The sequence below is a fragment of the Alkalicoccus chagannorensis DSM 18086 genome, assembly GCF_000429725.1.
GTDB lineage: Bacteria > Bacillota > Bacilli > Bacillales > Salisediminibacteriaceae > Alkalicoccus > Alkalicoccus chagannorensis.
In genome coordinates this window covers 1-24734 of sequence record NZ_AUCK01000025.1, presented here as the reverse complement: position 1 = coordinate 24734, position 24734 = coordinate 1, and the positions used below count along the sequence as shown (strand labels likewise).

The window sequence follows — 24734 nt, the reverse complement described above, 5'->3', positions numbered from 1 at the left end:
GTTCGTTTCCGTCAGAACAGATTGAGGGATCAGGCCTTCAGCTGCTTCACGCTCTCGCGGTTGAATGCGTCCAGATCATGAGGTGTCCGGCTCGTGACGAGGCCGTGATCGACGACTACTTCTTCATCAAACACAACAGCTCCTGCATGACGCAGGTCCACCTGGATGGAAACAAACCCGGTCATTTTCCGTCCATACAGCACGTCTGCTGTAATCAGCAGCTGCGGGCCGTGACAGATAGCAAAAATCGGCTTGTCATGAAGGACAAAATGCTTGGAGAAGGCGACAAAGCGGTCATCTGCCCGCAGAATATCCGGTGAGAATCCACCAGGAATGAACAGGGCATCAAAGGAAGCTGGATCGGCATCATCAATACCCATATCCGTTTCTACTTCTGCTTCCCCATTTTTGCCGGTCACTTTTTTCCCTTTCTCTTTTTCAATCACGGTCACCGTATGTCCCTCTTTTTCGAACGCTTCCAGCGGGGACGTATACTCTGAATCCTCAAACATATTGGTCATCACACATGCAATGCGGCTCATTCATCGATTCCTCCTTCAGGATATTATCGGCGCAGCCGCTGAATCAGCTGCCATGCTACAACGACTAGTTGAATGACTACGACAATTTTTCTGAGTTTCGCCATCCTGCTCCACCTCTCTCTTTCATACTCTCCAATTCTTATACCCAGAATCTGCCTACGGCAAACGCCCTTGCAGGAAGGCCCTGCTGTTTTCTATAATGTAAGACATCCCACAGCAGGGGGGCTCCGGCTTCCGTACCAATGGAGCGCCGCCCGTCTGTGGCAGTATATCCAGTCAAAGGAGGACACCGACTATGAGCATTATCGGAACGGCCCACACGGCTTTTACGAGCGGAGACATGGCTGCGTCCATTCAATTTTATACCGAAGTTCTGCAGCTGGATCACGCTTTCAGTGTGCCGGCAGAGGATGGGAGCCCCTGGATTGAATACATCCGCACAGGCCCCCAGCAGTATATTGAACTCTTCCACGGCGGCAGCGTCCGGCACCGCCGCCGCGAAGGCGAAATCGGCCCGCATCATCTCTGTCTTCTTGCAGAGGACATCGAGAGCATCAAGCAGCAGCTGGACGCCTCCGGCTGGCCGATAAAAGCCGGGCCGAAACGAGGTATCGGGAAGAATTGGCAGCTGTGGCTCGAAGATCCGGACGGGAACCTCATTGAATGCATCCAGCCGGATGCTGACTCCCCGCACCTGCGTTAAAACAACTTGCCATGGCGGTAAAGAAGCGTAAACAGTCGTTTCAGTGCCTCGATGTAGCAAGTATTTCGGATCGAGGAGAGCCCTTCACCAAAGTAGCTGCCGAATACTTTCTCACAGCTCTGCTCCATCTGCCGTTCCATATCAGCCAGTACTTCCTCTTCTGTAAATAGCTGCGTGATCCGGTCCTGTTTCCACTCGAGGTACGAGACGAGTACACCTCCGGCATTCGCCAGAATATCCGGGATGACGACTTTGCCGTTCTCATGCAGCCAGCGGTCTGCTGCTCCATCAATCGGTGCGTTCGCTCCTTCTACGAGAACATCTGCTTTGACCTCTTCTTTGTTGTGGTCCAGGACCTGATCTTCCACCGCGGCAAAAATCAGCACATTCACATCCATCGTCACGATATGCTCCGGACGGAAGATCTCTGCCTCGACCCCGGCTTCCTGAAGCTCCTCTTCGGTCGAGGGCAGCTGGTGGTGCGTATGCTGGTAAGAGACAAGCGATGGGATATCCAGTCCTTCGCGGTGATAGAGCGTGACGCCGTGGTCGCTCACCGCTGTTACGCAGTGCAGCAGTCTCTGCGAGTGGTAGGCCATTTCCGCGGCGACACTTCCGACGTTTCCGAATCCCTGCACCGCTATACGAATCGGCTCTTTCTTATCTGCCTTCTCGACGAGCTTCCGGAGGTGGGCAGCCTGCATCCGGTGCGGTCCTTCTGGAATGCTCTCTTCCTTCGTATGCCCACGCGCCCAGTCATCCACCAGCCACTCATAGGAATGGTAAACGCCGCGGCCCGTCGCTTCTCTGCGTCCTTTTGCTCCCCCGTTGGCGACACTCTTTCCCGTGAAAGCACCGAGATAGTTCCTGCCGGGATTGATCGTTTTGTACTCTCCCGTCATCCAGTCCATCGTCTGTTCATTCGTTCCCATATCAGGCGCAGGAATATCGTGTGTCGGTCCGATGTCCGTCGTAAACCGCTGGACATACTTTTTGGAAATCATATTCAATTCGCGGACGGAGTAATCTTTCGGCTGCACGAGCACGCCGCCCTTTGCTCCACCGTAAGGCAGTTCATGCAGTGCGTTCTTCAGCGTCATCAGGACGGCCAGATTTTCCACTTCTTCTTCGCTCACTAACTCGCTGAAGCGGATACCACCTTTATAAAATCCGGCGATGTTATTGTGCTGCACCCGATAGGCAGGAATTCGTTCAATTTCCCGATTGTCCCGCGAGACGCGGATCGAGCTTTTGATAATCTTATCCGACGTGGTAAGAATTTCGGTACTGGATTGAAAGAACTGCTTTCTCGTCTGTCCCGACTCCTCCGGGAGAAAAGAATCATCCTCGTAAAGCCGCTGCATCATATCTTCAATCAACGCTTGCGTATCCTTGATCGACATCGTGATTCCGCCTTTCTAGTAGTAGAATGGTTGCTTCATGGTACTCTTTATACAAAAAGTCCCGATCTCCTGCTTCGATCGGGACTTTTCCGCCTCTATTTTTCCAGCCACCGTGACGAAAGCTGATGATCAATGTCGAACTGATCCAACGCCCGCGCCGTCGTATGATCGACAATATCCATGATGGAAGTGGGCTTTTGATAAAACGCCGGCATCGGCGGCATAATCACCGCCCCCATTCTGGAAAGCTTGAGCATATTCTCGAGATGAATGTCGTGCAGCGGCGCTTCCCGCGGCATAATGAGCAGCCGCCGCTTTTCTTTCAGCACGACATCGGCCGCCCTTGAAATTAAATTGTCCGTATAGCCATGTGCCATGGCGCTCAGCGTCTTCATGCTGCACGGGGCTATGATCATGCCATCCGTTTTGAAGGAGCCGCTTGAAACGGCGGCCGCCATATTCTGTGCAGGATGCAGATAGTCAGCCATGTTTTTTACGTCTTCGACCCGATAGTCTGTTTCAATCTGAATCGTTTTTTCTCCCCACGTACTTAATATTAAGTGGGTCTCGATATCGGGCATCTGCTGCAGCACTTCCAGCAGCCGGATGCCGTAGATCGGTCCTGTGGAACCGGAAATGCCGATAATCAATCGCTGCGTCATGTCACTTGTGCTCCTTTGCTTTCGGTTTTTCTGTTACAGGGGCCGCCACCTGATCCCCAATCCGCTGCCGTTTTGGCAGCGAGCCGAACAAATACCAGCCGAGTACACCGAAGAGAGAAAAGCCCAGCGCGTTCACCGCTCCATGCCAGAAGAACATGTCGGCCAAATTCACAAGTGGATTCCCAAAGGTAGCTCCCCAGGCATAAAGCACGCTCACGCCCATAGAGATCATCAGCGAAGCGGAGGCAAGCAGAATGCAGATCCGCACCCTCGCGGTCATATTCGGAATAAACACCAGCCACCAGATGCAGAGCCAGTAGAGCAGAATGGAATAGATCCCTACGTAGACAAGTTCCAGCGGCGGTCCCTGAATCACTCCGAGAGCAATCAATGGGGAACCGCAGGCCGTTCCGATCGCCAGCAGACGATACGCACGGCCCGTATCCTGCCGGACGGTGACGAGCAGTCTGCCGAAGGCTCCGGTAAGTATAGGTATAACAGCCGCAGAATAATGATAGTGGACGGCCGTCAGCTGCATCGTCACTTCATCATACGGCAGAAGCCGGTCGATGCCTCCTTCGGATAAGACGAGCCAGAACCCGCCGACACCGAGAAAAATGAGCCCGACATCGATAATCGTTTCCTCCGCAGGATAGAGCCCCCGCAGACGGACTCGGTTGACCCCGCACCAGGCGACGAAGATCGTAAACACGAACCAGACGAACGCCGCCGTCACCGATAGGACGACTTGGTCCAACGTGATCGCGGCAAGCCCGAAAATCCCCATGATGAACGAACGGGTAGACAGCCAGGTGAGCAGTTTTTCAGGACGAGTATTCGACCATTTCGGTACGGCAATATGCAGCAGCAGCGGAATGAGCACGAGGAAGGAAAGGCCAAGCGCGATCTGGACGATCGTCACATCCGCCGTCAAAAACCATATGATACTGATGATAATACCTAAAACTGTATTTTTCTTCGCTGTCATTCCTTCACGTCCTTCCGCCTCGTCTCTCTCTCCTTTCCCTCTTTTTATCGTGATTAAGCAGGTCTGCTGTCCGTCTCTTTACGATCTTCTGCCTGCATCAGGAACCAGCCCTAACCGCCGGCACAGGCCTCTGCCTGTCTGCAGATGTCACTTGTGTGTCACGCTCGGATGATAAACAAGCACGCGGCAGAGTAGACCCTACCGGCGCGTGCATACTTGTATCCACCTGCGAGGCTGCAGCAGGTGCTCCATAGAAACCCTCGATACCACGTTTGTTGATCAGCCATTTATCAGGGAAATAGGTATTGGGTGCAGCGGCTGCGGTATTTCTTTCTTCACCTGCCGTGGAGAAAGCTTTCAGCTTCCCCCGAAGAAGGCCGGGGCAAGCGAAGAAAAAAGAGCCGCAGGCGTACTTTTGTTATAACAACACTAGGCTTTAACAAAGCCTTTAAATAAGAGCGGCGCGAAGCCGGGGACTCCGGGAGGATCAGGACGATTCGAAGATCCGGCTGCCGGAGGCAGACCGGCCGTCCCCTCCGGAAAGCGCCCGGCGGAAGCAGAGCGTCTCTCCGTATTCCAAATAAGAAGCTCTTTCTGTTGTTTTATAGAAAAAATAACAAATAGTATTTGGATGATGTTTGTTAATCAACAGACGTGCCTCGATACGTTTATTGAAAAACCTTCGTCCATTCCTGCCGGTGCGACAGCATGTCAGAAGCAATGGCTTTTGCCCCTTCTAAGGAATGGGACGCTGCCCAGCCGCACTGCAGTTCGTTGCACGCGGGTACTTCGTCTGCTTCCATTACATCCTGCAGGGTCTTTTCGACGAGGTCGAGCACCGCTTCATAGTCGTCATCATTGAAGATGCTGAGGTAAAACCCGGTCTGACAGCCCATCGGGGATACATCCACAATCCGGTCGTGATGATTGCGGCTGAATTCAGCCAGCATGTGTTCCAGGGAATGCAGCCCCGGCATATCCATGTGGTTCTGGTTCGGCTGACAGAAGCGGAGGTCATACTTGTAGATAGTATCTTCGGTCCCTTCTACTTTTCCAGCGAGGCGGATATATGGTGCATCCACCTTCGTGTGATCCAGATTAAAGCTCTCGACGTTCATTTTTTGTGCCATACAAGCACTCCTTTCCTTCGTCCGTTTCTACAAATCATCATAACATGGGCCGTCCTTCCGCTGAAAGCACACGGCCTGACAGCGTCGCCCTTCAGGCGTTTGCCGCTAAGATCAGCCACAGCACCGTCAGAATCACGGCTTGAAAAAAAGTCAAAAGCAGATCCTTCTCCCACGGTCGCTTCGTGACGAACACCATCGCCCTCAGCAGTGCGAAAAGGATGAGCCAGAAAATCAGGACAAGCAGCACATAGTTCAGCATCCCGGTCCCTCCCTTCCGCTTTCTTCGTCTAGTTTTATTCTACACGACCGGTACCAGCTGAGGCGAGCGAATATTATCAGAAGGTGCCTGCACTGTGCATCGGCCATCTTTTTTAGTAAACTGAATGAAGATTGATGATAGAGAGAGTGGACGAAGGAGTATACGCCGCTTCCATCAGCGTCTGCCGCATCCACTGTCTCTTTCTTTTGACCAACAGCGTTGATCGGAACGGCGCCTGCCGCAGGTTTAGACGTCGTCTCCTTCGATGAAAACGTATATCACCTTATACGCCCAAAAGAACCGTATCGCAGCATCACTTTTTTGAGATTCCTGGATACACACGTATGCTTGTACCACTCAACACAACACGGAGCTTTCACAGAGCCGGGATTAAAGGCGGGATTGTCAGTGGCAGTATGGATTGTTGTAGCCTTCTTCATTATTATTCAAGTGTTCGCCAATAAAATCATTTCCAGTTCTTCTTTGAGTAAAGTCCGCTGGATGTCGCTCGCCGGAGGGATTGCCGTCTCGTATATTTTTGTTTACATTCTGCCTTCGCTTCATCATGAACAGGATGAGTTCGGAGAGACGGCGTTTGAACTCGCGATGGAGTCCGAGCTCTACTTTTTCGGCCTGATCGGCATTGTCGTTTTCTACGTCATGAACAAACTGGCAGAGCGGTACCGTCACCGTCGAGGGGCGACGATCAAAGACCGGTTCTTCTTCGTGCAGGCCCTGTTGTTCTTTATGTATAACGGCCTCATTTCCTACATTATGTTTGCAGCTGATCAGTCCCTGCCGCAGCTTATTTTCTACAGCACTGCTGTCGGTCTTCATTTTATGGCGGTAGCCCACGACATGTACCGCGAAAACGAGGAAAAATACCGGCAGTACGGCCGCTTCCTTCTTCCTTCCGGGATCTTCACCGGGTTTTTGTTTGCGATTCTGACCCCGCACAATGCGGTTGTACTGGCCATCGTTTTTGCGTTCATTTCCGGCGCCATCATGTTCAACGTCATCAAGAACGAGCTGCCCTCCGAAGATGATGCTCACCTGCCGACGTTTGTGATCGCTTCGTTCGGCTACACGGCCGCGACGCTTGTATTGAAGCTGTTTTTTGACTGGTAAAAAAATCCTGCAAGGCTGCTCCACACCGGGGCAGCCTTTTGTTTCAGCCTTTTTTCCGTTCCGCCAGCCCGTACCAGATATAATCCACGGTCTCGGCCCGCTTCACGGCTTCCTGGTTGATCCGTCCGATTTCATCCCGCACCCGCCGTTCTGCTGCCTCCATCGGGACAAGTCCATTGCCTGTCTCAGTGAGCAGAAGCAGTTCCGGCTGCGGCTCCAGCTGCTCCATCCAGGTCCAGAATGCCGCTGCAGTACCACCTTCTCGTATCCACGATTCAATGCCTGTCACGGCCCCGTTTGTCGTCCCGGCTTCCCCGGGAGCGATAAACGTGCTGTCCGGGTTCAATTCCAATGCGTAGGATTGTTTTCCTGCGTAGTAACCTCCGATAAGGACATGCACACCCACGATCCCTCCTGTCGCTTTAATGTCATACGCACGGCACTTCCCGGCCGCGGTACAGCCGGCGTATCCCAGAAAGAGCTCCCGGCCTTCAGCAGATAATACATGATGCGGATAACCCCACCGTGGGTGACGAACAGAACACGCTTCCCCGGTGAGCCTCGTTCTTCCAGCAGCGCTGCTGTCCGCTGCAGAAGATCCTGTGGATGTTCTCCTCCCGGAGGGGCGTGATGAAGCGGCTGCTCCAGCCAGCGGCGGTAGGCTGCGTGATGCTGCAGTTCTTCATAAGTCTTCATTTCCCATTCTCCAAAATCGAGCTCCCGCAGGCGTGCATCCACCTCGGCCGCCTCTTCCTTCTCCAGCAGGGCAGCTGTCTGCACACAGCGGAGCCGGTCACTCGTCAGCATCGTATCATACGATGCTTTTTTCAATACTGCAGCAGCATCGTCCAGGGCTGCCCCTTCTGCCAGGGGAACATCGGTTGACCCGACATACCGCTTTTCTTTGTTCGCTTCGGTTACAGCATGCCGGAGGAGAGTAAGCTCCATAGTATCATCAGTCCCCATAGTTCACCTCCTTCAATCGATGTCCCTGCCAGATCGCCATTGATTCCGCCGAACCTCCGGATCATCCAGTAGCGCATCAGCATCGTCCAGAAAATGAAAGAGCCCGCGAGAATCGATACCGGCAGGGAGAAAGCAAGCAGCAGAAAGGGAAGCGTCAACCAGAGAAGATCCACAGGCTGCAGCGCCTCTTTCCAGGCTGCCGCCAGTCCTTCCTGTCTGCCGGATGGTGTGGTGATCAACAGCACCCCGGCTGCTGCCCGTGCTGCAGCTGGAATAAGTACCAGCATCCAGAGGCTGCTTCCTGCAGCGAGCAGCTGCTCGATCAGCACGAGTTTCCACATCAACAGGAACACAAGGGCCATCACCCCGAATGCGCCGGTATGTGGATCCTTCATGATCTCCCACTGACGTTCTTTCGTAGTATTGGCACCGAAGGCATCGGCTGTGTCCGCCACCCCGTCCATGTGCAGTCCGCCGCTCCATCCACACCAGACAGTCAACACAAACAGGGCAGCCACCCAGCTTTCCACCCCGGAAGACGCGACTGCCACCAACGCAGTAACAGCGCCGATCAACAGCCCTATCCACGGATAAAACCGCAGCGCCCAGCGGCTGCTCTGCGGATGCCACTCCGCCTGCAGCGGAAGCGGTATTCTTGTCAGAAACTGCACAGCCAGAATCCACCCATCTCTCATGCTTCCCGCCTCCAGTATGTTGGAATACCTGCGCGCAGCTGTGCGACAGAGGCTGCTTCGTGAATAATCTGTCGATGCAGAGAGGCCAGCGTCTGCATGTAGGCATGGACCTCCTCTGATTCGGGCAGCAGCTCTTCATTGATATCGTTACTGACAATCAAGAGCTCATGCTGCCTGCCGGCTGCCGCAGCCAGCCACATCTTTACTTCATCTGCTGCCTGATCGAGTCGACGTCCAGCCAGCCAGACCGTCAGACAGTCAAGCAGAATGACGGAACGCGGAGGCAGATGCCGAAGCGGAACGACTGGATAGGAGGCAGCCTCAATCGTATAAAAAAGGCTGCCCCGCGATGTTTGATGGTGAGCGATTCTCGCTGCCATTTCCGCGTCCCCGGGTCTGCTTGTAGCCAGATAGTAAGGGGACGGAGCGAGGGATGCTGCCCATGCCTCGGCATACCTGCTTTTCCCTGATCTTGCTCCTCCACTGATAAAATGAATACTCATCGCTTCCTCCATTCCTTCAGCGCCTTCACCAGGACTTGATTCTCTTCCCGGCTTCGAACAGCCAGACGGATGGCCTTTCCTTCGATCCCAGCAAAGCTTTGTGTCGGCCTCGGAGCAATGCCCCGCTCTAACAAGAATCGGATCAGCGGGTCATGGTTTTCGAGTAAGGGGTCCTGAAGGAGGTAAAAATTCACTTTCGTTCCGGATATCGTGTAATCGCTGGAAAGTTCCTGATGCAGCCACGCCAATTCTGCTGTCAGCCAGCTTCTCGTCTTTTCTGGGAATGCTGTGTCTGCTGCTGCAGCACTCGCTGCAGCCTGCGCATACGCATTGACACTCCAAGGCTGCTGCCACTGCTGCAGGGTCGAGATGATGTCTTCTGATGCCAGCAGGCAGCCTGTGCGGATACCGGGAATCGTGAACATTTTCGTGAAAGATTTCAGCAGTAACACATAAGGTGACTGCGCCAGCTTTTCCGCCGAAGCTCCAGGCACTTCGGCAAAATCAAGAAACGCTTCATCCACGACACAATACGTACCGGTCCGTCTGGATTGTTCGAGCAGGCGGTTCAGATCAGCAGCCGGCAGCATCGTACCGGAAGGATTATGAGGCCGGCTGAAAAAAACAGCGTCTACGTCTTCCATCGCAGCGAGCACCTCCTCGAGGGGAAACTCCTGCTGCTTGTAATAGACCCGGGCCGCAGCCATTCGATAATGACTGCATGCCCTTGCGTATTCACTGAAGGCAGGTTCAACAATCAGCACCGTCGGATCCGGTTTTTCCATGACGAGCCGCGCTGCAAGAAAGATCGCCTCTGCCCCTCCGTTGGTAATAAGCACTTGCCCCTCTTTGACCTGCTCCATCCCGGCGACTGCCCCCGCAGCTTCGGTACTTCCAGGGTCCGGGTACGTAGTAACATCTGCTGCTGTCAGCAGCTCGGACAGCCAGGCAGGGGGACCGAGTGGATTCATGTTGGCGCTGAAGTCATACATCACCTTTTCCTTCGTGCCGTGAAAGCGACGGATGACGTCAGGCTGTCCTCCATGGCTCAAAGTCTGTTTTTTCATAACAGCCATCCTTTCAGAAACGCGAGCAGCGCTGTCAACATGGATACGGCGTACATGCACTGAACAGCGGCATGAATCCACGCCGGACGCAGCGGATACAGGGGAGTCCCCTGATGCGGACGCACCGACTGGCGGCCTCGATACCAGTTCACCCCGCCGAGCTGAATGCCGAACATCCCGGCCGCAGCCGATTCCACCCAGCCGCTGTTCGGGCTCGGATGCTTCCGCGCATCGCGACGCACGACCCGCCAGGCCCGCGCGGCAGACCAGCCCGGATGCAGCGCTGCCGGAAGCAGCATGAGCAGGAACGTCAGCCGGGCGGGTACCCAGTTCGCGGCATCGTCGAGCTTCGCTGCCGCCCAGCCGAATTCGTTGAACCGTTCATCCGGGTGACCAATCATCGAATCCAGCGTGTTCAGCGCCCGATAGGTCATTGCCGCCGGAGCTCCTCCCACGGCCGCAAACATCAGCGGAGCTGTGACACCATCGACGGTGTTTTCCGCCGTCGTCTCCACAGCTCCCCGGACAACTTCTGCCTCATCCAGACGGGAGGTATCACGACCGACGATATGAGAGAGTGCAGTACGCGCCTCTTCCAGACGCCCTTCCTCCAGCGGCACCGCTGTCCGCTCTGCCGCTTCCTTCATTCCCCGGCACGCAACCGTGGAAGCAGTGAGCAGGACGGCGGCTGTCCAGCCGGCAGCCGGATGAAGCAGCGCTGCCGCCCAGACGATCCCTGCTGTTATCAGCCATACCACACTCAGCACAAGCAGCACGAGCAGAAGGCCTTTTGCTTTTTTCGCTCTTCCTTTATTCCATTTCGCCTCGAGAAAACCGATGCAGGAACCAATCAGCATCACCGGATGCGGCAGCCGCTTCGGATCGCCGATCAGCAGATCGACGAGAAGCGCAGCCGGTACAAGTACCGCTGCGCCCATCATGGCTTCCCTCCGTTATAGCGACGGACGGCTTTTCGCGTTGTTTCATAGACGAGCCGGCCGATGCCTTTCCCGGCAGCCGTGCCGGATCCAGCATACGCTGTTCGTTCTCCCTGCTGCGTTGCGGCGATCACGAGACTGTCGGTCGAGGTACTGGTCGCCGGGGTCCCGGCAGCATGATCCATGATGCCTTCATCCTGCAGTGCCCGTACTTTGGCTTCCACAGCAGACATCGAGGCATTCATTAAACCGCCGTCGCTCAAGTGAAGATCACAGAAGACGAGTGTGTTGATGGTGCCGGCATGCCATGGCTCCAGTTCCGGCTGACGGTTGGTGATATCGACAGCGTTGCCTGTACCGGCGGTGACAATAACCAAAAAGTCAATACCGAACAAGGTCTCCATGCAGATTTCCGCCTGCGACAGCTGCACCGCAGTCATCATGCCGAGCGACTGTTCCTTCCTGCACCCGAGTGCTTCCAGCCAGGTTTCGACGTCTTCTTTCGGCGACATGCTGTTATAGTAATGATCCACGTGAAAATTAGCGAAATGACGGATCCACTGCACTCCTTCCCCGGCTACCCCATTCGAAACCGTGCGCAGCGGCCGGGGGAAAGTGAGGTGGATCACCTCGTCCGTGCAGGTCAGCTGATGGTCTTCCAGCAGCGACATCGACCGTTCCTTGATATCAGGCGGGTTCATTAAAAGCTGGGGACGGGCAACGGCCGGATGGGGCTGCGTCCAGGCTTCCACCCCGTAAATACTGCTCAGCCGCTCTCTCCGCTGCAGAATATCCACTGTGCCCTGTTCCACCAGCCGTCCTTCGTGCATCAGACCGACTTGATCACAGTACAGAGCTGCAATATTGACGTCATGCAGAATGGCGAAGATCGTCAAGCCTTTCTCCTGCTGCCAGCGCTTCAGCACGTCCAGAATATCAAACGTGTGCCGGATATCGAGATGATTGGTCGGTTCATCCAGCAGCAGCAGCTCCGGCTCCTGCACGAATGCTTTGGCTAGAAGTACCCGCTGTTTCTCCCCGCCGCTCAACTGATAAAACGGGCGGTCCCGGTAGGATGTCGTGGACGTGACCTCCAGCGCCTCCTCCACGGCCGCCTGATCTTCCCGGCTCATCCGCTTGAGCACGCCTTTTTGAAACGCATACCGGCCGAGCCGGACAATCTCTTCGACAGTGAAGTCAAAGGAAACGTGTGTCTCCTGTGCCAGCACCGCGACCCGCCTTGCCCGCTGCAGCTGTGTCATATGAAGCAGGGACGTTCCTGAAAGCCGGACATCCCCGGACATCGGGGCGAGCGCTCCGCTCATCAGCTTGAACAACGTCGTTTTCCCACTGCCGTTCGGTCCCAGCAGGCCGAAAAAAGTGCCTGCTTCTGTCTTCACATCAATATCATGTACAACAGGAACATCCTGATAGCCTCCGTTTACCCGGTCGATTTCAATCATGCGGCTTTCCCCTTTCCTATCCGGTTTCGAATCAACAGTACGGCAAACAGCGGTGCGCCGATCAAAGCAGTAATCACACCGATCGGCAGTTCAGACGGTGCAATAATGGTTCTGGCAATGATATCGGCTGCAACGAGAAACGCGGCGCCGGTAATCATGGAAATCGGAAGCACGTGCTGATGATCCGGTCCGGTTACCAGGCGGACCATATGAGGAATCACAAGACCGACGAAACCGATCGTACCGGAGACAGCGACGGCAGCGCCGGTCAGCATGGAAGCCCCTCCGAGTATCACGATCTTGCCGCGCTGCACGTGCACGCCGACATGCCCTGCCGCTTCTTCTCCCAACGCCATCGCATTCAGCTCCCGGTACTGCGTCAGAAGAAGCAGGCCGCCCGCGAACACAAAGGGAGCCAGCAGCCCGACATAGCTCCACCCACGCATCGCCACACTGCCATAAAGCCAGTAAATGATCTGGGTCATCTCTTCCTGACTGCCGAGAGAGATGATAAGGGAAATGATCGAACCGATAAACGCACTCAGAATAATGCCGGCCAGAATGATCGTTTCAACGGCCATGCTTCTACTGCTGAGCCGTACAAGCCCGAACACGAGCATCAATGTGAGAAATCCCGAGACAATGCTGATAAAAGGCAGCGTAAACGCACCGAGTCCGACAATCGTAAACTGAAAAAAGATGACTGCCACCGCACCGAGGGAAGCCCCCGAGGAGACCCCGATCGTATACGGGTCTGCGAGGGGGTTCCGGAGCAGCCCTTGAAAAGCCGCTCCAGCGATTGCCAGCGAGGCACCCACGCCTGCGGCCAACAGGACTCTCGGCAGGCGGATATCCCAGATAATCGCGTATTCGGACGAAGGTACTTCTTCCAGAAGCTGCACGCCTGTCAGCCGTTCCACGACGATGTGGACGATATGCGGAACGGGAATCACCACGCTGGAATAGAACAATCCGAAGGTGATCACGCCTGCCAGCAGCAGCAGACTGCCGGCATAGCACAAGACAATTTTATTGGAAAACATCCGGATACACGGCTTCGGCAATAATCTCGGCACCTTCAGCCAGACGCGGGCCGGATCGTGTTACTTTGTTGCTGTCGACATCGTGAATCTCTTCATCGGCAACAGCCGGTACGTCGTCCCAGCCATCACGGCTTGTCACCTCTTCGACCGGATCCTCAACGAAGTCCCCGTAGGTGGTGATGATCGTATCGGGCTGCAGGGAGACGATCTCCTCTTCCGTCATCTCGACCCAGCCTTCCATGTCTTCCGCGGCATTCTCTGCTCCGATCGTTTCGATGATTTCATGCATGAAGGTCCCCTGCCCGGTCGTGAAAATTTCAGGGGACGGGCCTACTTCCACCCAGACTCGTCTGCGGTCTTCTTCTGGAATGTCTTCCGCCTGCGCAGCCAGTTCCTCCATCGTTTCCTGCATGTCTTGGATGATGTCTCCTGCTTCCTCTTCGGACCCCGTTACACTGCCGAGCATATCGATCGTGTCATAAACCCCATCAAACGACTCCGCATTCTGGATCACGACCACGTCGATTCCGGCATCGCGGTACTGATCCAGAACATCACTGTGGCTGTCGTGGTGGTACTGGGATACGAGCGCCATGTCCGGCTCCAGCTGCAGAATACGCTCCACGTCCATATCCTGCGCACCAACGGTTTCAATGTCCATCGCTTCTTCTGGATAGTCGCTGAATTCATCGACGCCGACTAAACGGTCGCCCGCGCCTAACGCGAAGAGAATTTCCGTATCACTTGGCTGCAGCGTCACGATGGATTCCGGCTCCTCGTCGATGGTTACCTCGTTGCCGCCGTCATCCGTTACTGTAATCGGGAACTCGCCGGTCTCCTCTCCGTCCGCTGCTTCGTTATTTTCGTCCTGGTCGTTATGGTTGTTCTCGTCGTTCTGATTCGACTCTTCTTCCTCGTCTACGTTGTTGACATTGTTCTCTTGATCCTCGTTGTTTTCTTCGTCTGCCTGTTCTGCTTCGTTGTTCATCTCATTGGAGTTCTCGTTCTCATTGTTCTCTTCCGCCCCACAGGCTGCGAGTACGACAACACCAGCAAGACTAAACGCCATTTTCTTCATGTTCTATTCCCCCTGCATTTTTTTGTCAGCAAAAAAGCGCTCTCCCCCTCGTGGTGGAATAGCGCTAAGGTAAAATGCACAGGAAGGCAGTATTCTCCTCTGTCCGGCATTTCAACCAACCTTGATTCCCCGAAGGTGTTGAACAATAACCAGGCAGGTCTCCTGACTTATGCGTCATTGGCTCAAGCCGGCCTTCCCATGCATGGCACAGTGGCTGCTGCTGCTTGATCCTCGGCATTTACAGTGGCGGGTCCGTGCTGGATTTGCACCAGCTTCCCTTTTCACGGCTGATTCAGCCGCACCTGATTACTTATATATACGAGCGTGACGCTTTCTGCTGCTGCCATCAGTATAATATACCGTGCCGGAAAAAGGAAGAGGCGCCCGCTCCCCATCGTTGACGTAGCACCCAGGCAGAAGCCGTTCTGCTGCGGACACTTTTTTCGATGCCCGTACTAGAGCAGGGATGACACGTGCCCCTGTGATGGCAGCAGTGAAAGAGAGTCCTTCTGCCCCGCTAGTCATCCGGAAAAAGCGCCATGTTTTTCGTCAAGGAAGCGGCCATCTGCAGCAGCGGGTAGGCTGCCGCCGCGCCTGATCCTTCTCCAAGCCGCATCTCCAGCTCCAGCAGAGGGGCCAGACCGAGCTCTGCAAGCGCGGCATCATGACCTGGTTCTGCCGAGCGGTGGCCGGCCAGGAGATAGTCGGCGGTCCGTTCGTTCATCCGCACGGCACAGAGAGCAGCTGTTGTTATGATGAACCCGTCCAGCAGCACAGGTATACGCAGTGCCGCCGCCTGCTCCACCGCCCCTGCCGCTGCAGCCGTTTCCAGTCCGCCGAGGGAGGCAAGCAGCTCCTCCGGCTGTTTCCCCAGTTCCCGGGCAGCGGCTGCCGCAGCGATGCGTTTTTTCCGCTCCAGCTGTTCCCCTTCGGACCCGGTTCCAGGACCCGTCAGCGCAGCAGCCGGCTGGCCGGTCAAGGCAGACAGCAGTGCAGCTGTCGACGTGGTATTGCCAATGCCCATCTCCCCAAGCAGGAGGAGGCGGATGCCTTTTTCTTGAAGCCGGCGCACTTCTGACGCCCCTGCTTCCTGTGCCTGCCGGCATTCCCCTATGGTCATTGCTGCTTCCTCTGCGAGGTTCCTCGTTCCACGGCGGATCCGGCGGTCGCGTACGCCAGGTACCAGCTCTCCAGAGGAACCGACATCTACGGCCGTCACGGGGACGCCGGACGTACCGGCCAGAACATTCACCGCTGCAGATCCTGCCGCGAAATTTTCCAGCATCATCGTCGTGACCTGCTGTGGATAGGGAGAAACTCCTGCGGCTGCAACGCCATGATCACCGGCAAAAAGAAGAACTTCTGCCGGATCTGCCTGAATCGAGACGCTATCCTGCATGCCGGCAAGCTTTACGGCGGCGTCTTCCAGCCGCCCAAGACTTCCCGGCGGCTTCATCAGCCGGGACAGCCGCTGCTTCATTGCTTCTGCTGCTGCGTCACTCCACGGTGGTATCGTTTTTTTCATTGTTTCCTCCTCCATCTGTCATCAGTGTCTCGATGGCAGCCATATCCAAGTACTCTCTCGTCGTATCAGCCAGATGCTGGATCGACGCTTCTCTTATGGATGCATAGGAAAATCGGGGCTGGGCAGGGAGCCCTTTCTCTTGTCGAATGTCTTCAAGAAGATGATGACGGTACTCGTCCTGGTGGAACACATCATGCAGGTAGGTACCGAACACCCTGCCACGGACGGATCCGATGACGGTTCCATCCTCCCGGCAGAGCCACGGCTTCTCCTCCTCTGTGCTTGCACCTGTGCGGATTTCGTACCCTTCCCAGCGGATGCCGGGGTGGGCCGCTGCTGCTGCCGTGGTCCGAATCGTCTGTTTTTCGGGAAGCATGACGGTGTCCATCGTGGAGAAGAAGCCGATGCCCTCTCGTTCCTTCCTGCTGGATTCGAGCATCTGCGGATCGCGGACCGTATTGCCGAGCATCTGGTATCCGCCGCATATACCGATCATCCGGGTCGACGCCGGTACCTTTTTTAACGCCTCGACCAGTCCGCGTTCATGAAGAAAGGAGAGATCTTCGATGGTCGATTTGGACCCGGGCAGGATAATCAGGTCCGGCTCGCCAAGTTCTTCCGGTCTCTGAACAAAACGAATCTGGACATCCGGTTCCGCTTTGAATGGATCCAGATCATGGTAGTTCGATATCCAGGGGTAGTGCAGGATCGCCGCATCGATACCTTCCACCCTGCGTTCATAAGAGGCTAAACCGAGCGCATCTTCCTCCTCGAGATAGAGGTCCTTCACAAAAGGGAGGACACCAAGCACCGGTATGCCGGTGTAGGATTCCAGCCAGGACACTCCATCCGCGAAGAGAGCGGGATCTCCACGGAATTTGTTGATAATGAGCCCTTTCACTCTCTGTCTGTGTTCCGGCGGGAGAAGTTCCAGCGTGCCGACAATCGAAGCAAACACGCCTCCCCGGTCTATATCAGCGACCAGCAGCACCGGGGCATCCGCCATGTCGGCTGTCGACATGTTCACCAGCTCGCGCTCCATCAAGTTGACCTCTACCGGACTTCCCGCCCCTTCCAGTACGATCCGATCCACATCGGAAGCAAGCGACTCATAGGCGTCCTGAATCACCTGTTTTCCTTTCTCATAAAAATCTTCCCGGTAAGCCGCGGCTTCCATCGTCGAGAGGGCTGTGCCACGGACAACCACCTGCGAACGCTGGTTTCCGGCTGGTTTGAGCAGAATCGGATTCATGCGCACATCCGCTCGAATACGGGCTGCGTCCGCCTGCATTCCCTGAGACCGTCCGATCTCTTTCCCATCTTCTGTGACATAGGCGTTGAGCGCCATGTTTTGTGATTTGAAAGGCGCTGTCCTGAATCCATCCTCTGCAAAAATCCGGCATAACGCTGCGGTCAGTATGCTTTTGCCGCTGTCCGAGTGGGTTCCCTGGATCATCAATGGCCGCGCCCTCATGTTAAAATTCCATTCCTTTCACCGCAGGAATCCCCCTGTCATAATAGTGTTTCTCCGGTTCCATCACGGTAACGAGGTCCGCCGCAGCCTTGACAGACGGGTGGGCACTGCGGCCGGTTATAATTACGTGGACGTGCGCTGGTTTCGTTTCCAGCATCTCCACCACTTCTTCCACGGGAAGCACATCGCTGACATCAAACGAATCTATGGCAAGCGCGTTGTTCAGTTCATCCAGAACCACAACATCGAAAGCCCCACTCATGACGGTGTCCCGGGCTTTCGGCCAGGCTTGGCGAAGGGCCTCTCGATGCTCCTCCGGCGTCTTCGTCCACGTGAACCCGATGCCTGTCTGCTCCATCTCAACTCCGAGAGCCTGAAGTCCCGCTTGTTCTCCGTAGGTCCGCTCCGGCGATTTAATGAACTGCAGGATTTTCACTGACATGCCTCTCCCGGCACTGCGGAGGGCACTTCCGAGTGCTGCGGTTGTTTTTCCTTTTCCGTTCCCGGTATACACATACACCATCCCTTGCTCTTCCATACCAGCACCTCCATTCCTGTACTGGTCTTAGTATACGGAAACACGATGGTAGTGACAATGCATGCTCCTGCAAAGACAGCCGGCTGCGCCTGCGTCCCAGCCTCCATTGCAGCAATCCGCCTTCTAGCGTGAATATGGACCGGAATATAGAAAAGTCCGGCAGCTCTCTCGATGTCGAGAATCTGCCGGACGTCCATTTCCTTACCGTTTCTTTTTGGCTTCTAATGCTTTTCTCAACGCCTTCTCCTGTTTCGAGGCGACAAGGATGTAGAGCACATCCCCGGAATCAATCTCGGTTTCCCCGTATGGCGTGATCAGCGTCTCGTCCCGGACGATGGCACTGATGTTTGCTTTTTGAGGGAAATCGATATCTTTCAGCTTCATGCCTGCGACAGCAGCATCGGCGTCTACTTTAAACTGAACCATTTCCGCATTCGCTTTGCCCATGGAAATCAATTCAATCGAATGGTGCGGCGTATCTTTTTTCGGTCCCATCAGGCCTAGTTTCGTCGCGATCGGCGAAATTGTCGTTCCCTGGACGAGAGCTGATGTAAGGACAATGAAGAACACAATGTTGAAAAAGAACTCGCTGTCCTCTACGCCTGCGACAATCGGAAACGTAGCGAGAATGATCGGCACCGCGCCGCGAAGACCTGCCCAGGATAGAAACAACCGCTCCCGCCACTGCATCCGCACCCCGATGGTCGACAGCATCACAGCTGCCGGACGGGCGACCAGTATCATGACGACAGAGAGAAGCAGTCCGTTCAACATGATGTCCGGTCGGAACAATTCGCCAGGAAACACGAGCAGCCCGAGCAGGATAAACATAACAATCTGCGCCATCCACGCGAACCCTTCATTGAATTGAAAGATACTGTACCGATACGTCAGTTCCGAGTTGCCGATGACCAGTGCTGCTACGTAGACGGCGAGAAAGCCGCTCGCATCCACGACAGACGCAGTTCCGTACGTAAGCAGCGCAAAAGCAACAGAAAAAATAGGATATAACCCACCGGAGTCCAGCCGGATTGTATTAATGGCAAAGGAACCTGCTTTTCCGATGAGAAGTCCGATCAGCAGGCCCACACCCATCTGCCAGAAAAAAGACGGAATCAAGGACCAGATCGTCGTCTCCGGCAGCAGAATCAGCTCAATAAAGCCGAGCGTGAGAAAAACAGCCATCGGATCATTGGTTCCTGATTCTGCTTCCAGCACAGCTCCCATGCGGGCTTTAATATTCCTTTCTTTCAAAGCGGCAAATACGGCCGCTGCGTCCGTGGAGCCGACAATCGCTCCGAGAAGCATCGCCTGCAGCCACGTGATATCGAAAAGAAGCTGGGCCGTCACGCCGACGAGCACCGACGTAATAATCACGCCGAGGGTAGCAAGGGACAACGCCGGTCCTGCAACCGAGCGGACCGTCGAAAACTTCGTCTGCAGCCCGCCCTCAAACAAAATAATGACGAGTGCAGCAATCCCTACCATCTGCGCCATCTCCGGATTGTCAAAGTAGACGATTCCGAGCCCGTCACTTCCAATCAGCATACCTACGGCAATAAACAATACCAGGGAGGGCAGGCCTATTCGATTCGAGAATTTCGCCGCAAGGACGCCGCTGATAAGAACCAGCGCCCCAAGCAGCAGTATTGTATCCACCTGCCAAGTATCAACCACGTTTGATCTCCCCTCGCGTTCTATGTACTGACCTGCCGTCATCCGCTCTTATTTCATGAGGCTCTTATTATAACAGACCCCTCTGTTCCAGGGCACATAGAACGAACTGACATCATGGATCCCTTTGTCATTTTTGTATATAAGCGCTAAAATCCAAGCGGACATCTACCGATACAAAAAAAGATATCATGTGTCAGTGGTCTGACCACCTAGGACGGAGAATGTCAGCAGAGGAGGAAAGCAGTATGAGCGCCTATTCATCGAATCATCCTGCATCGGAAACATCCCAGCGGATGCTCCAGGACATTTATGAAACCGTTTCTCTCGATCAGGGAGAGACGTTTTTCGAGCAGCTTTTGACAAAAATGGCGGAAGTCATGAGCCAGAAATTCGCGTTTATCGGCCAGTTTTTAGAAGATGGAACGATGGAAACCATCGTATGCTATGCCGACGGTGTCTTTATCGACAACTTTACATACAACCTGGAACACACCCCCTGCAGACGGGTGACCGAAACACAAACGCTCTGCAGCTATACCGAAAACACCGCCTCCTTGTTCCCCCGGGACAAGGAGCTTGCCGACTGGAACATCGAATCCTATATCGGCAGCCCGCTGATCGACAACAGCGGCGAGACCCAGGGCATCCTGGTGGTGATGGATCCGCAGCCAATGGAGGATAAAGAGACGAAGGAGATCATGATGGGCATTTTCGCCCGCCATGCTGCAGCCCAGCTGGAACGGATTCATCAGATGCAGCGGCTCCGCCAGCGGGAGCAGACATACCGGCTGCTGCTGGAAAATCTCCCTGATGCCATGATGCTTGTCGTCCGGAACCAGATTCAGTATGCCAATCCATCCGCCGAAAGCCTGCTGCAGCTGCCGGACAGGAAGATACGCCGGCTGCTGGACTACATACAGACGGAGGATCTGGACCTGGCCCGTCTTCTCCACGAGGCAGAGACAGGAGGCGTACCTTCCAGCATGTACAGCTTCACCCTGCAGCGCCGGGACCGATCGGAGCGTCAGGTAAGTATGAAGGTGATTCCTACGACATTAGAAGGCCGGGAGGTGCTGCAGATTCTCCTTCGGGATATTACTGCTCAGCAGGAGTCGGATGCGTATATCTCCTATCTCGCCTACCACGATCCGTTAACCGAAACGCCGAATCGGCAGTTTCTCTACGAGAAGGCGGAACCGCTTTTCCATCAGCATCCAGAACCGAGCAGCGCCGTACTGTTTATCGACGTCAACCGATTCAAAAAGATCAATGCCAGCTTCGGCCAGGCTACCGGAGATGCCCTGCTTGCACGGATTGCCGGCAGGTTGAATCAAGAGACGCCCGACAACAGTATTGCCGCCCGCTGGAGCGGCGCTGAATTCATCGTCTTCCTGCCGCAGGCCGATGAAGATGCTGCCCTGCTGACAGCTGAACGCATTCTGGACGCATTCCAGCAGCCTTTCGTCGTATCGGACCTGGAACTGATCGTGACGTTAAGTATCGGTATCTCCTGCTCTCCACAGGACGGGCCGGACCTGGATACACTCATCAGTCGGGCGGATATGGCGATGGCTGCCGGAAAAGAAGAAAAAAACCACCAGGCCGTCCTGTTTCATGCTTCAATGGACCGGCGCTCCTATGAGACGCTCATGCTTGAAAACAACCTGCAGACCGCGCTGAAGAACGAAGAGTTCTGCCTCTACTACCAGCCTCAGTTCAGTGCATGCGGCGAGCACGTGATCGGGGTAGAAGCCCTGCTGCGCTGGGAACACCGGGAACTCGGGATGATCTCTCCCGGCGACTTTATCCCCATGGCTGAAATTACGGGTCTGATCATTCCCATCGGCGAGTGGGTACTCGAGCGTGCCTGCCTCGATGTGCAAAAAATACATGAGGCAGGGTATAACAAGGTGCAGGTGTCTGTGAATTTATCGGTCCGCCAGTTTTATCAGCACGGGCTCGTCGAGATGATCAAGCGCACCCTGGAAACAACCGGGCTGAACCCATGGTATTTGAAGCTGGAAATAACCGAATCGGTCGCAGCGGACATCGATACATCGAGTACAGAGCGGCTGTTTGAACTGGAGGCGCTCGGCGTAAGGATCGCCATCGATGACTTTGGTACCGGCTATTCCTCTTTGAGTTATTTAAGTTCTCTGCCAGTCCATGAATTAAAAATCGACCGTTCGTTTATCCAGCGGATGGCCGGCGTCGAAGCAGATGCTAAAATCGTCCGCAGCACCATCCAGCTCGCGCATGAGCTCGGCCTCCGCGTGACCGCCGAAGGGATTGAACAGCAGCGGGAGCACCACATGCTGCGTTCCTGGGGATGCGATGAAATGCAGGGATTTTATTTCATGCGCCCGTATGCCCTTTCAGAAACACTGCATCGGCTGAGCACCTATCACGACAACAAAGATAACCCGCCTACGTAACGGCCTCCTCCTGCGGCACCGGCATGTGGGATCCTCGTACGCTCTCCTATCCGCCCCCCTGTCCACCTCCTGTCGAGGAGGACAGGGGTGCACGAGTCCGTCATCAACGTACCCGCTACCTATTGACAGCAGCCCTTGCTGGCTGTGCAGCCGCCGACCCTCCATCCACCTTCATATTTATCATGGCCCATCAGCCCGTGCTTCTTTGCAGCTCGCGGACGTGTGACGAAGAGGCGCATAGGTTTTCCGACGCAGAAAAAAAGCTTTGCAGGGACGGAAAGGATTCGATATGATAAGAAAGAATCATTCGTTTCACGAAAAAACAAGTCGTTGGTCTTATCTGCGGCAAAGGGGGGAACCAGGAATGACGTATTGGAGGAAGGCCGGAATCCGGGCAAAGATGATGGCCGTGTTTGCCGTCGTGCTGCTTCTGTTTACAGCAGGACTTGCCTACGTATTCACCGAACTGATCAGTACCACTTCGGACATTGAAGAGCAGAATATCCGCGGAGAACAGGCGGTGCTCGTCACGGATACCGGAGCGCTGTTCCGCTCGCAGTATATCCTCGTCAGCGACTCGCTGCTGACTGGTGACTTTGATGAGGAAACGTACCTGGAACAGGATGCCCGCCTGGATGAGAATATTGAGGCCGTTGCCGGACACATCACCACGGACGAACAGCAGGACCTTCTCGAGGACATCGCCGCGCAAAAGGACACGTTTGATGAACTGGCCCGGCGTTTTACAGAGAGTACGGTGCAATCCGAATCCGAGGTGCAGGTGATGAACGACCTGCAGGAGAGTACATACAATGAAATTCTGGCACTGGAAACGATTCTATCAGAGGAAGCGGATGCCGCAGGGGCACAGGCGCTTCAGTCCATTGACCAGGTCAGGCTCGTCTTCGTCCTCACATTTCTAACCGCTGCGGCTGTCGGCATGCTGCTTTTCTGGCTGTTCAGCCGCCGGGTCAATCAGGCCCTCATGCAGACCGTCCACCAGGCGGAACGCATCAGCAGCGGTGATTTGACGTATACGAACAAAGGCATGACCGAAAACGGAGAGATCGGTCAGCTGACTGCAGCAATGAATGACATGACCGTCAGTCTGCGATCACTTGTAACGGATGTCCACCATCTGTCCGACGAACTGAACGAATCCTCTTCCCACCTTCATCAAAGTGCGGACCAGACGAGCAGTGCGTCGGAACAGATCTCAAGTGCCATCCAGGATGTCGCAGAGGGAACGGATACACAGCTCCGTACAGCGCAGCATACCCAGCATGCCTCCCATGCGCTGAGCAGTTCCATGCAGAAGGCGGTGCAGGCTGTCGAAGATGCCGGTGCTGCAGCCGAAGCTGCCAGGGACAAGGCTTCACAAGGACAGGACATCATTCAGCGGACCGTGAACCACATGCAGTCGATTGATGACCAGACCGGCAGAACCGAGGCACGCATCTCGTCCCTGCATGAAAAATCCGCTAAAATCGGCGGGATTGTCTCCCTCATCACCGACATCTCCGATCAGACGAATCTGCTCGCCTTGAACGCAGCTATTGAGGCCGCCCGTGCTGGTGAAAGCGGCAAAGGGTTCGCCGTCGTTGCAGATGAAGTCCGACGCCTGGCAGAACAGTCGGGTTCTGCTGCCGGGGACATTGAGAAAATGATCCACGACATCCAGGAGGAAATTGATCACGCGCTCGTGTCGATGAAAGAAGGGAGTACCTCCGTCAAAACCGGCGTGTCGCTCGTGGACGAAGCCGGAACTTCCTTTCACGCCATTGCAGAGCAGGTGAACCACGTCTCCAGCCGTACAGGCGAAGCCGCCGTTGTCCTGAACGAGAGCCTGGAACATGCGGAGGCAGTCCAGCATGCTGCTGATACGATCACACAGGAAGCGGAAACGAATGCGGAAAACACCCAGACGGTTGCCGCTTCGGCAGAAGAACAGACGGCCTCCATGCAGGAAGTGGCCGCGTCTTCCAATCAGCTGAGCCGCCTCTCCAGTGACATGAAAGAAAAAGTCCAGCAGTTCGAGCTGGACGACGAAGGGTTCCACGCAGATGCACCAGAGGATGGGGTCGGAATCGAACCGGAAGAGGAAGCAGAAAACGAGGAAGACAACGAAAAAGAAGCCGCTTCCTGATCCGGCGGTTCGACAGTCACTCCTCCTACAGGAAAGATCTCGAGCCGCGCACGCCGTCTCTCTTGAGGAGAACGAATACAGAAGAGGCTGGGACAAAACCAGAATCAAAAGAAGCCCTTACCATTTTTTGGTAAGGGCTTTCTGTACGAGGGGGATTGATCCTTCCAATGCCAATCGCTTGCCGCGGGCAAGGCTTCAGCTAACCGCCGCAAAAACAGCGGCGGTGGATCTTCAGCCCTTGCTTTTCCCGCAGGCGTCTCTTGTCTTTTCACGATCAACCCATGATAAAGACCGTACGGTCTTGATTTCTCGATAAAAAAAGGATACCTTCAGGTTAAGCTAGAACGACCAAGTCATAACAAAACCGGAGG

Annotated in this window: 23 protein-coding genes and 1 riboswitch; of the genes, 4 read left to right on the top strand and 19 right to left on the bottom strand. The window is 55.0% G+C overall.

Annotation, left to right across the window (positions count from 1 at the left end; all coding sequences use genetic code 11):
• Positions 1-29: 29 nt before the first annotated feature.
• Positions 30-542, bottom strand: a complete 513-nt coding sequence (locus G477_RS0111700) for a type 1 glutamine amidotransferase domain-containing protein (RefSeq protein ID WP_026698105.1) — start codon at positions 540-542, stop codon at positions 30-32.
• Between the two features lie 295 nt (positions 543-837).
• Here G477_RS0111700 and G477_RS0111695 point away from each other — a divergent pair, with 295 nt between their 5' ends.
• A complete protein-coding gene (locus tag G477_RS0111695; RefSeq protein ID WP_026698104.1) occupies positions 838-1245 on the top strand; it encodes a VOC family protein in 408 nt (135 codons plus the stop codon).
• Here G477_RS0111695 and G477_RS0111690 read toward each other — a convergent pair.
• The 5 genes from G477_RS0111690 to G477_RS21220 form a co-directional block, all read right to left on the bottom strand.
• Positions 1242-2648 carry a Glu/Leu/Phe/Val family dehydrogenase gene (locus G477_RS0111690; RefSeq protein ID WP_026698103.1) on the bottom strand — a complete coding sequence of 469 codons (1407 nt, stop codon included), beginning with the start codon at positions 2646-2648 and terminating at the stop codon, positions 1242-1244. The two genes, G477_RS0111695 and G477_RS0111690, sit on opposite strands and share 4 nt — an antisense overlap.
• A 95-nt stretch (positions 2649-2743) precedes the next feature.
• Positions 2744-3310: a UbiX family flavin prenyltransferase gene (locus tag G477_RS0111685; RefSeq protein ID WP_026698102.1), complete on the bottom strand. Its 567-nt coding sequence runs from the start codon at positions 3308-3310 to the stop codon at positions 2744-2746.
• 1 nt (position 3311) lies between these two features.
• Positions 3312-4298: a YndJ family protein gene (locus G477_RS0111680; protein ID WP_026698101.1), complete on the bottom strand. Its 987-nt coding sequence runs from the start codon at positions 4296-4298 to the stop codon at positions 3312-3314.
• 668 nt (positions 4299-4966) lie between these two features.
• On the bottom strand, positions 4967-5428 hold the full coding sequence (locus G477_RS0111670) for an S-ribosylhomocysteine lyase (protein ID WP_026698100.1): 462 nt from the start codon (positions 5426-5428) through the stop codon (positions 4967-4969).
• Between the two features lie 91 nt (positions 5429-5519).
• The gene (locus tag G477_RS21220; RefSeq protein ID WP_156897343.1) at positions 5520-5687 is read right to left on the bottom strand and encodes a hypothetical protein; all 168 of its coding nucleotides are present in this window, start codon (positions 5685-5687) and stop codon (positions 5520-5522) included.
• Positions 5688-6095: 408 nt separating this feature from the next.
• Between G477_RS21220 and G477_RS0111660 the strand changes: the two genes are divergently transcribed.
• Positions 6096-6815: a hypothetical protein gene (locus tag G477_RS0111660; protein WP_051287965.1), complete on the top strand. Its 720-nt coding sequence runs from the start codon at positions 6096-6098 to the stop codon at positions 6813-6815.
• 43 nt (positions 6816-6858) lie between these two features.
• On the opposite strand, the gene G477_RS20565 is transcribed toward G477_RS0111660, so the two are convergent.
• From G477_RS20565 to G477_RS0111590, 13 genes are all read right to left on the bottom strand, one after another.
• A complete protein-coding gene (locus G477_RS20565; protein WP_156897342.1) occupies positions 6859-7215 on the bottom strand; it encodes a bifunctional adenosylcobinamide kinase/adenosylcobinamide-phosphate guanylyltransferase in 357 nt (118 codons plus the stop codon).
• The gene (locus G477_RS19465; RefSeq protein ID WP_084406231.1) at positions 7158-7781 is read right to left on the bottom strand and encodes a histidine phosphatase family protein; all 624 of its coding nucleotides are present in this window, start codon (positions 7779-7781) and stop codon (positions 7158-7160) included. The genes G477_RS20565 and G477_RS19465 overlap by 58 nt, the downstream gene beginning before the upstream one ends.
• The gene (gene cobS / locus G477_RS0111645; RefSeq protein ID WP_026698098.1) at positions 7733-8476 is read right to left on the bottom strand and encodes an adenosylcobinamide-GDP ribazoletransferase; all 744 of its coding nucleotides are present in this window, start codon (positions 8474-8476) and stop codon (positions 7733-7735) included. The genes G477_RS19465 and cobS overlap by 49 nt, the downstream gene beginning before the upstream one ends.
• A complete protein-coding gene (locus G477_RS0111640) occupies positions 8473-8979 on the bottom strand; it encodes a bifunctional adenosylcobinamide kinase/adenosylcobinamide-phosphate guanylyltransferase (protein WP_035211942.1) in 507 nt (168 codons plus the stop codon). The genes cobS and G477_RS0111640 overlap by 4 nt, the downstream gene beginning before the upstream one ends.
• Entirely contained in the window at positions 8976-10046 is a 1071-nt protein-coding gene (locus G477_RS0111635; RefSeq protein ID WP_035211930.1) for an aminotransferase class I/II-fold pyridoxal phosphate-dependent enzyme, read from the bottom strand. The genes G477_RS0111640 and G477_RS0111635 overlap by 4 nt, the downstream gene beginning before the upstream one ends.
• Complete coding sequence (gene cbiB, locus G477_RS0111630) at positions 10043-10987, bottom strand: adenosylcobinamide-phosphate synthase CbiB (protein WP_084406230.1); 945 nt, start codon at positions 10985-10987, stop codon at positions 10043-10045. The genes G477_RS0111635 and cbiB overlap by 4 nt, the downstream gene beginning before the upstream one ends.
• A complete protein-coding gene (locus G477_RS0111625; protein WP_026698094.1) occupies positions 10984-12447 on the bottom strand; it encodes an adenosylcobinamide amidohydrolase in 1464 nt (487 codons plus the stop codon). Before G477_RS0111625 ends, cbiB begins: the two co-directional genes overlap by 4 nt.
• The gene (locus G477_RS0111620) at positions 12444-13511 is read right to left on the bottom strand and encodes a FecCD family ABC transporter permease (protein ID WP_026698093.1); all 1068 of its coding nucleotides are present in this window, start codon (positions 13509-13511) and stop codon (positions 12444-12446) included. The genes G477_RS0111625 and G477_RS0111620 overlap by 4 nt, the downstream gene beginning before the upstream one ends.
• On the bottom strand, positions 13477-14568 hold the full coding sequence (locus G477_RS0111615; protein ID WP_026698092.1) for an ABC transporter substrate-binding protein: 1092 nt from the start codon (positions 14566-14568) through the stop codon (positions 13477-13479). Before G477_RS0111615 ends, G477_RS0111620 begins: the two co-directional genes overlap by 35 nt.
• Positions 14569-14703: 135 nt before the next feature.
• Positions 14704-14889, bottom strand: a riboswitch (cobalamin riboswitch).
• A 196-nt stretch (positions 14890-15085) separates the two neighbouring features.
• Entirely contained in the window at positions 15086-16093 is a 1008-nt protein-coding gene (gene cobT / locus G477_RS0111605) for a nicotinate-nucleotide--dimethylbenzimidazole phosphoribosyltransferase (protein ID WP_035211926.1), read from the bottom strand.
• Positions 16065-17549, bottom strand: a complete 1485-nt coding sequence (locus G477_RS19460; RefSeq protein WP_084406236.1) for a cobyric acid synthase — start codon at positions 17547-17549, stop codon at positions 16065-16067. Before G477_RS19460 ends, cobT begins: the two co-directional genes overlap by 29 nt.
• A 19-nt stretch (positions 17550-17568) precedes the next feature.
• Entirely contained in the window at positions 17569-18105 is a 537-nt protein-coding gene (cobO, locus tag G477_RS0111595; protein ID WP_026698090.1) for a cob(I)yrinic acid a,c-diamide adenosyltransferase, read from the bottom strand.
• Positions 18106-18306: 201 nt separating this feature from the next.
• On the bottom strand, positions 18307-19782 hold the full coding sequence (locus G477_RS0111590) for a potassium/proton antiporter (protein ID WP_035211924.1): 1476 nt from the start codon (positions 19780-19782) through the stop codon (positions 18307-18309).
• 245 nt (positions 19783-20027) lie between these two features.
• Here G477_RS0111590 and G477_RS0111585 point away from each other — a divergent pair, with 245 nt between their 5' ends.
• Positions 20028-22217, top strand: a complete 2190-nt coding sequence (locus G477_RS0111585) for a sensor domain-containing phosphodiesterase (RefSeq protein ID WP_026698088.1) — start codon at positions 20028-20030, stop codon at positions 22215-22217.
• A gap of 364 nt (positions 22218-22581) precedes the next feature.
• Positions 22582-24363, top strand: coding sequence for a methyl-accepting chemotaxis protein (locus G477_RS0111580; RefSeq protein ID WP_026698087.1), 1782 nt, complete (start codon positions 22582-22584; stop codon positions 24361-24363).
• The last annotated feature ends 371 nt before the right edge of the window (positions 24364-24734 follow it).

Bases quoted from the DNA above. Each gene is read 5' to 3' on its own strand.
- G477_RS0111700 (WP_026698105.1), bottom strand. From the start codon at position 542: ATGAGCCGCATTGCATGTGTGATGACCAATATGTTTGAGGATTCAGAG.
- G477_RS0111695 (WP_026698104.1), top strand. From the start codon at position 838: ATGAGCATTATCGGAACGGCCCACACGGCTTTTACGAGCGGAGACATG.
- G477_RS0111690 (WP_026698103.1), bottom strand. From the start codon at position 2,648: ATGTCGATCAAGGATACGCAAGCGTTGATTGAAGATATGATGCAGCGG.
- G477_RS0111685 (WP_026698102.1), bottom strand. From the start codon at position 3,310: ATGACGCAGCGATTGATTATCGGCATTTCCGGTTCCACAGGACCGATC.
- G477_RS0111680 (WP_026698101.1), bottom strand. From the start codon at position 4,298: ATGACAGCGAAGAAAAATACAGTTTTAGGTATTATCATCAGTATCATA.
- G477_RS0111670 (WP_026698100.1), bottom strand. From the start codon at position 5,428: ATGGCACAAAAAATGAACGTCGAGAGCTTTAATCTGGATCACACGAAG.
- G477_RS21220 (WP_156897343.1), bottom strand. From the start codon at position 5,687: ATGCTGAACTATGTGCTGCTTGTCCTGATTTTCTGGCTCATCCTTTTC.
- G477_RS19465 (WP_084406231.1), bottom strand. From the start codon at position 7,781: ATGGGGACTGATGATACTATGGAGCTTACTCTCCTCCGGCATGCTGTA.
- cobS (WP_026698098.1), bottom strand. From the start codon at position 8,476: ATGAGAGATGGGTGGATTCTGGCTGTGCAGTTTCTGACAAGAATACCG.
- G477_RS0111640 (WP_035211942.1), bottom strand. From the start codon at position 8,979: ATGAGTATTCATTTTATCAGTGGAGGAGCAAGATCAGGGAAAAGCAGG.
- G477_RS0111635 (WP_035211930.1), bottom strand. From the start codon at position 10,046: ATGAAAAAACAGACTTTGAGCCATGGAGGACAGCCTGACGTCATCCGT.
- cbiB (WP_084406230.1), bottom strand. From the start codon at position 10,987: ATGATGGGCGCAGCGGTACTTGTACCGGCTGCGCTTCTCGTCGATCTG.
- G477_RS0111625 (WP_026698094.1), bottom strand. From the start codon at position 12,447: ATGATTGAAATCGACCGGGTAAACGGAGGCTATCAGGATGTTCCTGTT.
- G477_RS0111615 (WP_026698092.1), bottom strand. From the start codon at position 14,568: ATGAAGAAAATGGCGTTTAGTCTTGCTGGTGTTGTCGTACTCGCAGCC.
- cobT (WP_035211926.1), bottom strand. From the start codon at position 16,093: ATGAAAAAAACGATACCACCGTGGAGTGACGCAGCAGCAGAAGCAATG.
- G477_RS19460 (WP_084406236.1), bottom strand. From the start codon at position 17,549: ATGATCCAGGGAACCCACTCGGACAGCGGCAAAAGCATACTGACCGCA.
- cobO (WP_026698090.1), bottom strand. From the start codon at position 18,105: ATGGAAGAGCAAGGGATGGTGTATGTGTATACCGGGAACGGAAAAGGA.
- G477_RS0111585 (WP_026698088.1), top strand. From the start codon at position 20,028: ATGAGCGCCTATTCATCGAATCATCCTGCATCGGAAACATCCCAGCGG.
- G477_RS0111580 (WP_026698087.1), top strand. From the start codon at position 22,582: ATGACGTATTGGAGGAAGGCCGGAATCCGGGCAAAGATGATGGCCGTG.